Raw genomic sequence first — 13,860 nt, 5'->3', positions numbered from 1 at the left:
CGGGTGCCGGTCCGGATCGAGGCCCGGTCCGGATCGGGACCCGGCCTCGTTCGGGGCCCGGCCCGGTTCGGGTATCGGCCCGGTACGGGGTCCGGCCTGCTGAGACGTTACGGCGTCACGACGGGTTGAGGCCGTGGCTGCGCAGCCACGAGAGCGGGTCGATCGCCGAGCCGCCCGAGGGGCGCACCTCGAAGTGCAGGTGTGGTCCGGTCGAGTTGCCCGAGTTGCCGGAGAACGCGATCGCGTCGCCGGCCTTCACCGTCGTACCGGAGGGGACCTGGTAGCTGGAGAGGTGGCAGTACCACGTCTCCGTGCCGTCCTTCGCGGTCACGATCATCATGTTCCCGTACGCGCTGTTGTACTGCGTGCGGACCGTGCCGTCGGTCGCGGCCATCACGGTCGTGCCGTACGAGACGGGGAAGTCGATGCCGCTGTGCACGGACATCCAGTTGATGCCGGCCTGGCCGTAGTACGCGCTGAGGCCGTGCTGGGCGACCGGGAGCGCGAACTTGGGGCGCAGCCGCTCCTTGCGGGCCGCCTCCTCCGCCGCCCGCCTCTTCTCGGCGGCCTGCTGGGCCTTGAGGTCGATGCGTTCCTGCGTCCGGCTGGCCCGGTCGGCGAAGTCGTCGGCTCCGGCGGCGAGGCTCGTGAGCTGGGTGTCCAGCTTGTTGTTGGCGGTGGACGGCTTCACCGGCGCGGCTTCCGCGCCGCCGCCCGCGTCCGCCGCGGAGGCCGTGGTCTCCGTGCCGTCGTCGCCGGTCAGGCCACCGACGGAGGCGGCGGCGATACCGGCGACGCTCATCACGCAGGCCGACGGTACGGCGATGGTCATCAGTGCCGAGCGCTTGGCTGGCTGGCGGCGGCGAGAACGCGACCCGCCGCGGGAGGCGGTGCGTGCGGCCGGGATCCGGGCGGCCGGGGTGACCTCTTCCTGGCCTTCCAGGAGAACGGTCACGGTGGGAAGTTCGCCGGTGGCGGCCAACCCGTCGTCGTACGGGCCGGGTTCATCGGCGGCAGGTGGGGCGTCCGGCGCGGTGTTCTCCGGCGTTTGCGGCGTTTCCGGTGCATCCGGGGCCTGCGGTGTCTGCGCCGTGGTGCCGTCGGAGTTCCACTGTGTGGCGTCGTAGGCGCCGGTGTCGAACGTGCCGGTCGCGAAGGTGCCGGTCCCATAGGCGCCGGTCTCGTAGGTACCGGTTTCCAGGGCGTCGGTCGTGAAGGCGCCGGCCGCGAACGTGCCGGTCGCGAAGGCGCTGGTTTCGAAGGTGCCGGTTTCGAAGGTCTGCGTGCCCCAGTCCCACTGCTGGGTCCCGTCGGACGGATCGCCCGACTGGTCCGGCTGGGCCCAGGCGCCGGTGTCCCACTGACCGGTGGCCTCGACGCTCGTGGCCTGCGGTGGCGCGGAGGCGGGCTGCTGCACGTCCGCCGTCCATGTGGTCGCGTCGTAGGCGCCGGTGTCGTAGGCGGCGTGGTGCTGGGCCGCGTACGCGTCGTAGTTCGGGGACTGCCCGCCGCCGGTGGACCACTGGGTGGCGTCGTAGGAACCCGTGGTGTCGTAGCCGCCGGTGTCCTGCCCCGGGAGGCTGCCGAAGAGAGGGTCGGTGTCGAAGGTGGCCGTGGCGGTGGCGCCGGTGGAAAAACCAGTGGTGTCGTAGCCGCCGTACGTGGTGAGGTCGCCGTACTGGGCCTCCCCTGTGCCGTACGACGCGTACTGCGCCGGATCGGCGTCGGAAGCCGAGGCCGGGGTGGTCATGGTCCCCGACGGGTGACGGTCGTTCACCAACTTCTCTTTCGCCTCGACAACAGGGGCTGCCAGAGCAGTGCGGCGACTGTACCCGGCGGTATACGGGCACGACAATCTTCGTCAGGTTTCACGCGTGAAGGAAACGGGCAATCGGCCGTGTTTTGGGGGACGGCAGGCACGAGTTTGGCTTTGTGTTCGATGTTTGTTCGATGCTGAACGGGTTGTGTCCGCCGAGTTCCGCGGTCTTCGGGCAGTCTCAGGGGCCTCTCAGGCGACCGTCAGGCCTCCGTCCCGCTTGCCGGACTCCGGGTCCGCCTCCGGCGCGTCGGTGTCGAGCGCCTGGCGAATTCCGGTGGCCACGGCGGGGTGCACGGGCAGCGCGAGGTGGCCGATGCCGCTCACCCGTACGTTCTGCACGGTCAGGTCGGGGTGGTCCAGGCAGGCCGTCTCCAGCGGGTCCATCACGCGGTCCAGGTCGCTCCAGAAGCTGACGAACTGCGTACGGCAGCCGGGCGAGGGGCGGGTCAGCTCCTCGAGTACCGCCGAGCCGGGGCGCATCTGGCGCACGATCGGGTGCGCGTTCGCCAGCGGGACCACCCGGGTGCCGGTGTGCGGCGTGCCGAGCGTCACCAGTGTCCGGACGCGGAGGTCTCCGGCGAGGCGCTGCACGTAGTAGCGCGCGATCAGCCCGCCGAGGCTGTGTCCCACGATGTCGACCCGCTCACTGCCCGTCCGCTCGCAGATCTCTTCCACGTGCCGGCCGAGCAACTCGGCCGCGGTGCGGATGTCGCAGGTCAGCGGGGAGTAGTTCAGCGACTCGATCTGGTGTCTGCCGTGCTGGGCCAGGCTGCGGCGCAGGAGGAGGAAGACCGAGCGGTTGTCGATGAAGCCGTGCAGCAGGACGACCGGGGGGTTGGTGCGGGCCGGGAGGCGGGGAGGGGGAGGAGAGGGCTGCGGGTCCTGGGGCTCCGTCGTCGGGAGGGTGCACATCGGGCGGCGCTCCTGGATGATCCCCGAGGGGTAGAGGAGAAGGTGCCCGGCGAGGATCGCGACCTCCAGGGCGCTTGCCTTCAGGAGGGTCAGGGAAAGCCCGGTCAGCCGGCCCGGGAGGGCCGCCAGCTCCGGTAGCCCCAGTCCTGGTAGTCCCCGTAGCCCCGGCAGTCCCGGTAGTCCTGGCAGGAAACGCTGACAGAGCGGGAGAAGGGGCAGTGCTGCCGTGGTGACCTTCATGGGCCGACCTCCTGTCGGCACGCGCAGGGACGCCTCTGTCCCCCGTGTGCCCTCGTGGAGAGCCGTGACACCAGTGATTGGTGATGTTTGCGAGGTTTGCCCGTATGGGCGTGCCGATATGCCGCGTCAGCGCTCTGTGGGCACTGTGAGCCATGTGGTGTCGGTGATGCGGCGACGAGGCCCGCTGCTGCCCTGTCCTGCCCTCGCTGCGGCTCTCCGTGCGCGTGTTGCCGCCGCGCCCCGGAACTGCTCGCGGCGAACGTGTCCCACCGTGTGATTTCCCCCTCTGTATCCACCGTGAAACTGCCGGTTGCGGGATGCTGGCGATAACGTTCGTTCACTTCCCCGGACGATGTGGTGCGGGGCGTCTGTGCCCGTGCTGCTGTGTACGGCGTCGGCGAAGTGTGCGGTACTTGTCGGTACGGATGGATGTAGTCGCTTCATGGAGGCAGTGATGGGTGTGGCAGCCGGTCCGATCCGCGTGGTGGTGGCCAAGCCGGGGCTCGACGGCCACGATCGCGGGGCCAAGGTGATCGCGCGGGCGCTGCGCGACGCCGGTATGGAGGTCATCTACACCGGGCTCCACCAGACACCCGAGCAGATCGTGGACACCGCGATCCAGGAGGACGCCGACGCGATCGGGCTGTCCATCCTCTCCGGTGCGCACAACACGCTCTTCGCCGCCGTGATCGAGCTGCTCAGGGAGCGGGACGCGGCGGACATCCTGGTCTTCGGCGGCGGGATCATCCCCGAGGCGGACATCGCCCCGCTGAAGGAGAAGGGCGTCGCGGAGATCTTCACGCCCGGCGCGACGACGGCGTCGATCGTGAACTGGGTACGGGCGAACGTGCGGGAGCCCGCGGGGGCGTAGCCGCCTGGTCTCCGGCGGCGCGGGCCACCCGGCCTCCGGTGGCGCGGGCCACTTGGCCTCCGGCGGCGAGGGCCGCGCACGATGGCCGGTGCCGACAGGCGACTGTCCACGGGTGCCGACACGACACGGCCGGTGCCGACACGACACGGCCGGTGCCGACACGACACGGCCGGTGCCGGCAGCACAGGGCCGGCGTCGGCAGTCCAAGGGCGGTGCTGGGTCGCGGGTGGCACGGGTGGCACGGGTGGCACCGCTGGGTGCCGGGCGGAGCGACCCGCCCATGGCATCAACGCCGACGCTCCTCCTGACCCGCCCCCAACTCCTCGGCCATCGCGGCACGCAACCGCAACGTCCTCACGAGCCGCTGGAACGCCTCCGCCCAGTACCCGCCGGCGCCCGGCGACGCGTCCTCCGGTTCGTCCGGTATCGCCAGCAGGCCGTCGAGGCGGCCCGCCTCCGAGGGGTCGAGGCAGCGCTCGGCCAGCCCCATGACGCCACTGAAACTCCATGGGTAGCTTCCGGCGTCACGGGCGATGTTGAGCGCGTCGACCACCGCCCGTCCGAGCGGCGGGGCCCACGGCACCCCGCACATCCCGAGCAGCTGGAACGCTTCGGACAGGCCGTGCGTCGCTATGAACCCGGCGACCCACTCGGCCCGCTCTCCGGCGTCGAGGGTGCCGAGCAGTTTGGCCCGCTCGGCAAGGGACACCGCGCCCGGCCCCCCTGCCTCGGGTGCCGTGGGTGCTCCCAGCAGCGCCCTCGCCCACGCGCCGTTCCGCTGCCGTACCGCTGCCCGGCACCACGCGGCGTGCAGGTCGCTCCGCCAGTCGTCCGTCACCGGCAGGGCGGCGATCTCCTCGGGGGTACGGCCACCGAACCGTGCCGACCAGGTCCCGAGCGGGGCCGCCTCCACCAACTGGCCGAACCACCACGACCGTTCCCCCCGCCCCGAGGGCGGCTTGGCCACGACGCCGTCCCGCTCCATGCCCGCGTCGCACTCGTGGGGCGCCTCGACGGCGATCGCAGGTGGGGACAGCGCGCGGTCGAGGGACACGCACGTCACGGCCCGCGCCGCCATCCGCGCGGCGAGCGCCGAATCGGGCAGCGCCGACAGCAACTCCGCGGCCGTCGCTCGTACGTTGCGGCTGCGGTCGGCCAGGGCCTGCTCCAGGAACGGCTCGTCCGCCTGCTCCAGCCCCGTCCGCAGCGAGTCGAGGAACATCAGCCGGTCCTCGGCCCGCTCGGTGGCCCAGGTCGAGGCCAGCAGTTCACGCGCGGTGGCGGGATCGCGGGCGCGCAGGGACACCAGCAGGGCGACCCGCTCGGCGAACAGGCCCTCCTCCCAGAGCCGACGCACCCGCTCCGTGGCCTCGGGGCCGGGCAGTGCGGTGCCTCCGCCCGGCGTCGCGCGCAGGGCGAACCGCCAGTCCGGATTCAGCCGGGCCAGCCACAGGGCGCGGGGCCCCGCGAACGTCAGCGCCGCCGGACGCAGGTCCGTACGCCCCCGTGCCGCGTCCAGCAGGGCCGGGACCGCCTGCGGCGGTGCCGCGAAACCGCGGGCGTTCGCCGTCGCCAGCCACTGGGGCAGCAGCTCCATCAGGTCGGGCGCGGTGCCTCTGCGGCCGCCGCCCGCCGTCCCGGGGCGATCGGTGAGCAGCATCGTGAGCCGGTGGGCTGCCGCGGCCGGCAACGGTGGGCGGGGATCCTCGGGAGCCGGTTCGGGCCGCCGGGCCGCGCGGGCCGGGCACAGTCCGGCGCGCCGGCGAAGGGTCTCCGCCGCCGCCGCGTCCAGCAGCGCCGCCGGTGCGCGCGGGCCGGGCTCGCAGCCCGGGGGAGTGCGCCGGTCCGTGCCGAGCAGCGCCGAGGTGACGAGTTCCTCCCAGACGCCTGGCACGGGCGCGTCCGCGGGAGCGGGCGTCCTGGTCATGCGGTCCCCTTCGCTCGCATTGCGTTTCCATACGTGGGACGGGTCAGCACAGCGGCACCGCCGGGCCCGGTCCGGCCGGCCATGCCGTCAGCGGAGTGAAGCCCCGGTGGCCGCACTCGCCGAAGACCTTGACGGGCGCGCCGCCCGACAGGGCGACCAGGCGCCACAGGCCCGGACGGTTTCCGGCCGCCGGGGCGAGCGGCAGCGCCGTGTCCCCGTCGGCGTCCGCCAGTTGCCAGTGGTCGCCGTCCGGTACCGGGACGACCTGATCCAGGGTCACCGGCACCGACTCCAGCCACGGGTCGTCGCGGAGGGCCTCGCCGTAACGAACGGCCGCCTGAGACGTCGTCATCCCTTTCGGGCGCAGCTCCGTGGGGCCGGGCGGCGCGAACTGTCTGCCCAGGGCGGCTCGCTGCTGCCCGGCGCCCGGATACGCCGACACCTCCGCATCGAGGGCCAGCCCCACCGGCAGCGCCGGTTCCGGGGCCCGGCCCGCGGCGCCGTAGGAGAGGAGCAGCACGGCGCGTTCCGTCTGCGCGCCGTACAGCCAGATGCGGCGGGTCGTCAGCCGTGTGTCCGCCGTGTCGTACTGGGAGAGGACCAGCCAGCGGTCCCGTATCGCAGGGCCGTCCGCGGACGTCGACAGGCCGACGCGTGCACGGACCGTCGCCGCCAGGCCGTCCGGCAACTGCTCACGGCGCAGCCAGCCCTGGTCGAGAAGGTGGAGAAGGGCGCACTCCTCCAGCAGGCGGACCGGCCACCCGGAGCCGGACGACGGTATGGCGCCCAGCTCCCGCACACGCGAGGCCAGCCCCGAAGCCTGGGCGTCGACCATGCGGGCCGCCGTCTCCTCCCACAGCTCATAGCCCGTCTGCTCCGCGCCGGCCAGGCCGCCGCGCAGCAGGTCCGTCAGACGCTGCTCCAGCTCCGTCGCGCCCGCGGTGATCCGCCCGGCCCGCTGCTCCGCCCGGCGCCGCGCCGCCTCCGGATCGGCGGTCGCGGCCGCGGATCCGGTTGAGCCCGCCGTCCTCTTCTCCTCCGCGCGCTCGCGCCGTCCGGCGATCCACCGCTCCGCCCAGTCGGGCGCCTTCGCCCCCGCCACCACATCGTCGTCGCCCGCCCAGAGCAGCAGCAGTCCGAGCGCGTGCTTGCACGGGAACTTGAGGCTCGGACAACCGCACTTGTACGCGGGCCCGGACAGGCCCGAGATGTCGACGACCGTCTGATACGGCTCGCTGCCGCTGCCCTTGCACAGCCCCCACACCGCCCCCTCGTCGGAACTCCCCACCTCGGACCACGGCCCTGCCGTGCCGAGTCTGCCGCCCGCTCTGCGTGACGCGGCGTCAGGCGCCAGTGCCAGCACCTGGTCCGCGGTCCAGCGCACCCCCTGCTGAGTCATGCCATCGAAGGTAGATCCCGCCACTGACAATCGACCGATCGAGAGCGTCTGCGCAGGTCAGAGCGATTGTCAGTGGCGTGGTGCACCGTGGATGACAGATCGAACCGGCCGAGCTGGAGGGGGAATCAGCCATGCCTGTGTCCGTAGAACCGACGCCCGCGGGACCGACGCCCGTTGAACCGCCGTCCGTGGAACCGACGCCCGTGGAACCGCCGTCCGTCGACCCGGGCCGGAGTGGGTCCGCGCCCGGGGCGGAGGTGTTGCGGCCGCACGCCGAGCACGCCTTCGCGGCCGAACTCGCCGCGCTGGCCGCGCAGGACGACCGCCCGCGCCCGGCCCGCTGGAGGCTGTCGCCGTGGGCCGTCGCCACCTACCTGCTCGGCGGCACCCTGCCCGACGGCACGGTGATCACCCCGAAGTACGTGGGCCCGCGCCGCATCGTCGAGGTCGCCGTCACCACGCTCGCCACCGACCGCGCCCTGCTCCTGCTCGGTGTGCCCGGCACCGCGAAGACCTGGGTGTCGGAACACCTCGCGGCGGCCGTCAGCGGCGACTCGACCCTGCTGGTGCAGGGCACGGCCGGCACACCCGAGGAGGCGATCCGCTACGGCTGGAACTACGCGCAGCTCCTCGCCAATGGGCCCAGCCGCGGCGCGCTCGTGCCCAGCCCGGTCATGCGGGCCATGGCGGACGGCATGACCGCCCGGGTGGAGGAACTGACCCGTATCCCGGCCGACGTGCAGGACACGCTCATCACGATCCTGTCGGAGAAGATCTTGCCGATACCGGAGCTGGGCCAGGAGGTGCAGGCGGTCCGCGGCTTCAACCTGATCGCCACCGCCAACGACCGCGACCGCGGGGTCAACGAGCTGTCCAGCGCCCTGCGCCGCCGCTTCAACACCGTGGTGCTGCCGCTGCCGGAGACCGCCGAGGCCGAGGTCGAGATCGTCTCCCGCCGCGTCGACGAGATCGGCCGCTCCCTCGACCTGCCGTCGGCGCCCGACGGCATCGACGAGATCCGCCGTGTCGTCACCGTCTTCCGCGAGCTGCGCGACGGACTGACGAGTGACGGGCGTACGAAGGTGAAGTCGCCCAGCGGCACGCTGTCGACGGCCGAAGCCATCTCCGTCGTCACAGGCGGCCTCGCGCTGGCCGCCCACTTCGGCGACGGGGTGCTGCGGTCCGGCGACGTCGCCGCGGGCATCCTCGGCGCCGTCGTCCGCGACCCGGCCGCCGACCGCGTCATCTGGCAGGAGTACCTGGAGACGGTCGTCCGCGAGCGCGACGGCTGGAAGGACTTCTACCGGGCGTGCCGGGAGGTGAGCGCGTGAACGGCATGCGGAGGCGGACGCCGCTCCGGACGGGTGCCCCCGTGGCCGGCGCGACGGGGGACGACGGGGACTCGAGCTGGACCCGTAGGCGAGGAGGACGGTGTGACGGGCACTGACAGGGCCGGGAGCGGTGGGTCCGGCACGCCGGATGGGTGCGGTGGGGCCGGTGGGACCGGTGATGGGCCGCTGCTGCTGGGCGTACGCCACCACGGCCCGGGGTCGGCACGCGCGGTCCGCGCCGCGCTGGAGGCGGCCCGGCCGGGGATCGTGCTGATCGAGGGGCCGCCGGAGGCCGACGCCCTGATCCCGCTGGCCGCCGACCAGGACATGCGGCCGCCGGTCGCACTCCTCGCCCACGCCGTGGATGAGCCCGGCCGCTCGGCCTTCTGGCCGCTGGCCGAGTTCTCCCCGGAGTGGGTGGCCGTCCGCTGGGCCCTGGAACACGGTGTCCCGGCCCGCTTCATCGACCTCCCGGCCACGCACACGCTGGCGTGGCAGGCAGCGGAGGGCGCCGGGGACGAGGAGAAAGAGGACGAGGGGAGGGAGAAGGACGAACCCGGGGCCGACTTCCCCGGCGTCCGGGCAGATCCGCTCGCGGCCCTGGCCGAGGCCGCCGGCCACGACGACCCCGAACGCTGGTGGGAGGACGTCGTCGAGCACCGGGGCACGGGAGACGGGGACTCGCTCGCCCCGTTCACGGCGCTGGAGGAGGCCATGGGGGCGCTGCGGGAGACGGAGGAGGGCGGCGGGCACGACCGGGACCTCGTGCGGGAGGCGTACATGCGGCTGCAGGTACGGGCGGCGCGGCGCGAGTTCGCCCAGGGCGTCGCCGTGGTCTGCGGGGCCTGGCACGTGCCCGCGCTCCGCCGCAAGGTCACCGTCGCCGCCGACCGGGCGCTGCTGAAGGGGCTGCCCAGGACCAAGGTGGACATGACCTGGGTGCCCTGGACACACCGCCGGCTGTCCCGGGCCAGTGGGTACGGTGCGGGTATCGAGTCGCCGGGCTGGTACGGACACCTGTTCGGCGCGGCGGACCGGCCCGTCGAACGGTGGCTGACCAAGGTGGCCGGGCTGCTGCGCGAGGAGGACCGGATCGTCTCCTCGGCACACGTCATCGAGGCGGTGCGGCTGGCCGAGACCCTCGCGGTGGTGCGCGGCCGTCCGCTGCCCGGGCTGAGCGAGACGACGGACGCCGTGCGCGCGGTGATGTGCGAGGGCTCGGACGTGCCGCTGGCGCTGGTGCACGACCGGTTGGTCGTGGGGGACGTGCTGGGGGAGGTGCCCGCCGGGGCGCCCGCGGTGCCGTTGCAGCGGGACCTCGCCCGGACCCAGCGGCGGCTGCGGCTCAAACCGGAGGCGCCGGAGCGGGAGCTGGAGCTCGACCTGCGCAAGGAGACCGACGCGGGGCGCAGCAGACTGCTGCACCGGCTGCGGCTGCTCGGCGTCGGCTGGGGCGAGCCGGCGGCCTCGCGGGGCAGCACGGGTACGTTCCGGGAGACGTGGCGGCTGCGGTGGGAGCCGGAGTTGTCGGTGCGGGTCGCCGAGGCCGGGGTGTGGGGCACGACCGTGCTCGCCGCCGCGACCGCCAGAGCCGAGGCGGACGCCGTCACCGCGCGGGGCCTCGCCGAGGTCACCGCGCTCGCCGAACGCTGCCTGCTGGCCGAACTGCCGGACGCGCTCCCCCAGGTGATGCGGATACTCGCCGACCGCGCGGCGCTCGACACGGACGTCGGTCACCTCGCCCAGGCCCTGCCGGCCCTGGTCCGCTCCCTGCGGTACGGCGATGTGCGCGGCACCGACACCGGCGCACTGGCGGAGGTCGCCGCGGGCCTCGCCGAGCGGGTCTTCGTCGGCCTGCCCCCGGCCTGTGCCGCGCTGGACGCCGACGCGGCCGAGGAGATGCGCCAGCACGTGGACGCCGTGCACGGCGCGGTGGGCCTTCTCGGCGACGCCCCCGCCCCGGGCCACGGCGATCTCCGGTCCCGTTGGCAGGCCGTGCTGCGCACCCTCTCCGCGCGCGACACCGTGCCCGGCGTCGTCCGGGGCCGTGCCGTACGGCTCCTGCTGGACGACGGCGAACTGGCGCCGGACGAGGCGGCGCGGCTCATGGGCCTGGTGCTGTCCCCCGGGACGCCACCGGCGGACGCGGCGGCCTGGATCGAGGGTTTCGTGGGAGGCGGCTCGGGCGGCGGCATGCTGCTCCTCCACGACGAGCGGCTGCTGGCGCTGGTCGACGCCTGGCTGACCGGCGTACCGGCGGAGGCGTTCACGGACGTGCTGCCGCTGCTGCGGCGCACCTTCTCGGCCTACGAGCCGGGAGTGCGCCGCAGCCTCGGCGAGCTGGTCCGGCGCGGACCGGAGGGGCGGGGGAGTGTGACGACGGCCGGTTCCGGCATACCCGGCTTCGCGCCCGACCTGGACACCGGACGCGCCGACGCCGTGCTGCCGGTGGTCCGGCTGCTGCTGGGCCTGGACGCGTCGGGTGCGGTGAGTGCGGTGGGCGCGGCAGGCGCATCGGCCACGGCGGTCACGGCGGTCACGGCGGTCACGGCGGGCGTGGTGGGCTCGGCGGTCATGGCGGGCGTGGTGGGCTCGGCGGCCACGGCGGCCACGGTGGGCGCGGCGGCCACGGCAGGCGCGGCGGCCACGGCGGGCGCATCGGCCACGGCGGGCGCGGTGAGTGCGATGGGCTCGGCGAGTGCGGCGACCGCGGTGGGCTCGGCGGTCTCGGTGGGCACGGTGGGCGTGGTGGGCGTGGCAGGCACGGCGAGCGTGGCAGGCGCGGTGGGCACGGCGAGCGCGGCAGGCGCGGGAAACGGCGCTGCCGGGACCGGCGCCGGTGGCCGGCGGTCGGGTGCCGGCGGCAACGACCTCGTGGGGGTGGACGCATGACGACGACCGAGCCGGAGGACGCCGACACGGCACAGGAACGGCTGCGCCGGTGGCGGCTCGTGCTGGGCGGTGACCCGGCCGACGGCACCGGCCACACCCTCGCCGGACAGGACGCCGCGATGGACGGGGCGCTCACCGCGCTCTACGGGAAGGGGGACAAACCACGGGCGGGGCGGGACCGTTCGGCGGGGCTCGGGGCCTCCGCGCCGGCCGTGGCGCGCTGGCTGGGGGACATCCGGACCTACTTCCCCTCCTCCGTCGTGCAGGTCATGCAGCGGGACGCGATCGACCGGCTCGGTCTCGCCGCGCTTCTGCTGGAGCCGGAGATGCTCGAGGCCGTGGAGGCCGACGTGCACCTCGTGGGCACCCTGCTCTCCCTCAACAAGGCCATGCCGGAGACGACGAGGGAAACGGCGCGGGCGGTCGTGCGCAAGGTCGTCGAGGACCTGGAGAAGCGGCTCGCCACCCGCACCCGAGCCACCCTCACCGGCGCCCTCGACCGCAGCGCCCGCATCAGCCGGCCGCGCCACCACGACATCGACTGGAACCGCACGATCGCGGCCAACCTCAAGCACTACCTGCCCGAGTACCGGACGATCGTGCCGGAGCGGCTCATCGGCTACGGGCGGGCGTCCCGGTCCGTGAGGAAGGAGGTCGTCCTCTGCGTCGACCAGTCGGGGTCGATGGCGGCGTCCGTCGTGTACGCGTCCGTGTTCGGCGCGGTGCTGGCGTCCATGCGGTCGATCGACACCCGGCTCGTCGTCTTCGACACGGCGGTCGTCGACCTCACCGACCAGCTCGACGACCCGGTCGACGTGCTCTTCGGCACGCAACTCGGCGGTGGTACGGACATCAACCGCGCGCTGGCGTACTGCCAGTCGCAGATCACCCGGCCCACGGAGACGGTGGTCGTGCTGATCAGCGACCTGTACGAGGGAGGCATACGGGACGAGATGCTCAAGCGGGTCGCGGCGATGAAGGCGGCGGGGGTGCAGTTCGTGACGCTGCTGGCGCTGTCCGACGAGGGAGCGCCCGCGTACGACCGGGAGCACGCGGGTGCGCTCGCCGCACTGGACGCGCCGGCCTTCGCCTGCACGCCCGATCTCTTCCCGGAGGTGATGGCGGCGGCGATCGAGAAGCGTCCCCTGCCGATACCGGATACCGGGTGACGATTTGTCGATGCGGGGCGGCCCGATTCCTGCCGATAAACCGGATATGACTGCCCATCGGTAGGAGCGGGCTTGCGCAACCTCCGGAGTCCCGTGCGAGGATCGCGCGTCGTGTCGATGCGATGTTCGACGCACGATCCGTTCCGCCGCACGGGAGGAATCTCCCCCTCTTGATCTGGTCAGCAGTCCTGCCCGATGCCGCTCTGCGCGTGATGCGCACGGTGGCCGGGCGGCGTGCGCTGCACGTGGCGCTGCTGGTGGGCGGGTTGTTCGTGCTCGGGATCCTCTGCGGAGAGCGGGCGCAGGCGGCCGAGGGGGCGCCGTCCGTGCGGGACGCGATCGGACAGGTCGTCGCCGTGCCCACGGAGCGCGCGCGGGAAGCACGGGAATCAACCGTCCCGCAGCATTCCCGGACCGGCCAGGATTCCCAGGCCGGCCAGAGCACAAAGACCGACCAGAGCACAAAAACCGACCAGGACTTCGGGGCCGCCCAGCGCTCCGGCGCCGTGCCTTCGGAGCTTCGTCCGGTGGCCGAGGGCGTCGTCCGGTCCGTGGAGGCCCGGGTCGTGCGGCCGGTCGGTGACGCGGTGGAGACGGTGACCGACGGGCTCGGGGCGGTCGCGCAGACGGAGGTGCCGCCGTTGGCGGCGCTGCCGCCGCTTCCTTCCCCGCCCTCGCTGTCCTCGCCCTCTCGGCCTTCGCTGCCGTCGGCGCCCTCGCTGCCGTTGCTGCCGGACCCGTCCAGCATGGCCGAGGTTCCCGGTCGGTTGATGCCGGTCGGCATGGACCCGCGGCCCGGACCCTCGATCACCTTGCCGGACGCCTCCGACGGTGCCGGAGTCGCCGCACACGTCGCGTACGGCCCGCAGCCCGTCGGCGCCGGGTCGTCCGCCGGGGCGCACGTCGACACCCACCGCGCCGTGCCCGCGCCCACCGAGTACGCCCCCGTCCACCGGGCGCCCACCGGCGATCCCGACGGCACGCTGGGCGCCGGAGCCGGTGCCGACCACGGCACGCCGCGCCACGGTGACGCGCACGCGGTCACCCCGCATCACCGGATCCCGTTCCGACTCGTGCCCGGCGCCTTCGCGCGTGCCGACGCCGCCGAGACCCGGGACCGGTACCGGGACATTCCCGTCTCTCCCGCCTAGAGCAGGGCCTTCCCCCGCCGCAGACCCGCCGCGCGGGGGCGGAGAGGTCTGCCCACCGCCCGGACGCTTCTCACTCTTCCGGGCGGGTGCCGCCGGCGCCGCATCACCCGGCCCGGCATTCGGAAATGTCCCCCAAGCTCTTCGAAGGA

At 73.7% G+C, this 13,860-nt stretch carries 9 protein-coding genes; 5 read left to right on the top strand and 4 right to left on the bottom strand.

Annotation, left to right across the window (positions count from 1 at the left end):
- Positions 1–115: 115 nt before the first annotated feature.
- Positions 116–1,777: a M23 family metallopeptidase gene (locus tag RI578_RS15575; RefSeq protein ID WP_310871667.1), complete on the bottom strand. Its 1,662-nt coding sequence runs from the start codon at positions 1,775–1,777 to the stop codon at positions 116–118.
- A gap of 231 nt (positions 1,778–2,008) precedes the next feature.
- The gene (locus tag RI578_RS15570) at positions 2,009–2,971 is read right to left on the bottom strand and encodes an alpha/beta fold hydrolase (protein ID WP_310871666.1); all 963 of its coding nucleotides are present in this window, start codon (positions 2,969–2,971) and stop codon (positions 2,009–2,011) included.
- Between the two features lie 454 nt (positions 2,972–3,425).
- On the opposite strand from RI578_RS15570, the gene RI578_RS15565 reads away from it, so the two are divergent.
- Positions 3,426–3,842, top strand: a complete 417-nt coding sequence (locus RI578_RS15565; RefSeq protein WP_121748764.1) for a cobalamin B12-binding domain-containing protein — start codon at positions 3,426–3,428, stop codon at positions 3,840–3,842.
- A gap of 286 nt (positions 3,843–4,128) precedes the next feature.
- Here the strand turns inward: RI578_RS15565 and RI578_RS15560 are convergent, their stop codons facing one another.
- Positions 4,129–5,769 carry a DUF5691 domain-containing protein gene (locus RI578_RS15560; RefSeq protein ID WP_310871665.1) on the bottom strand — a complete coding sequence of 547 codons (1,641 nt, stop codon included), beginning with the start codon at positions 5,767–5,769 and terminating at the stop codon, positions 4,129–4,131.
- 43 nt (positions 5,770–5,812) lie between these two features.
- Entirely contained in the window at positions 5,813–7,168 is a 1,356-nt protein-coding gene (locus RI578_RS15555; protein WP_310871664.1) for an SWIM zinc finger family protein, read from the bottom strand.
- A 131-nt stretch (positions 7,169–7,299) separates the two neighbouring features.
- Here RI578_RS15555 and RI578_RS15550 point away from each other — a divergent pair, with 131 nt between their 5' ends.
- The 4 genes from RI578_RS15550 to RI578_RS15535 all read left to right on the top strand — a co-directional run bounded on the left by RI578_RS15550 (position 7,300) and on the right by RI578_RS15535 (position 13,711).
- Positions 7,300–8,499 carry an AAA family ATPase gene (locus tag RI578_RS15550; RefSeq protein WP_310871663.1) on the top strand — a complete coding sequence of 400 codons (1,200 nt, stop codon included), beginning with the start codon at positions 7,300–7,302 and terminating at the stop codon, positions 8,497–8,499.
- A 102-nt stretch (positions 8,500–8,601) separates the two neighbouring features.
- Positions 8,602–11,391, top strand: a complete 2,790-nt coding sequence (locus tag RI578_RS15545; RefSeq protein ID WP_399060269.1) for a DUF5682 family protein — start codon at positions 8,602–8,604, stop codon at positions 11,389–11,391.
- Positions 11,388–12,560 (top strand): VWA domain-containing protein, encoded by a 1,173-nt coding sequence (locus RI578_RS15540; RefSeq protein ID WP_310871662.1) that lies wholly within the window; start codon positions 11,388–11,390, stop codon positions 12,558–12,560. Before RI578_RS15545 ends, RI578_RS15540 begins: the two co-directional genes overlap by 4 nt.
- Positions 12,561–12,730: 170 nt before the next feature.
- On the top strand, positions 12,731–13,711 hold the full coding sequence (locus RI578_RS15535; protein ID WP_310871661.1) for a hypothetical protein: 981 nt from the start codon (positions 12,731–12,733) through the stop codon (positions 13,709–13,711).
- Positions 13,712–13,860: the final 149 nt, after the last annotated feature.

The sequence above is a fragment of the Streptomyces sp. BB1-1-1 genome (assembly GCF_031597775.1).
GTDB lineage: Bacteria > Actinomycetota > Actinomycetes > Streptomycetales > Streptomycetaceae > Streptomyces > Streptomyces thinghirensis.
This window is presented reverse-complemented; position numbering and strand designations above follow the sequence as displayed.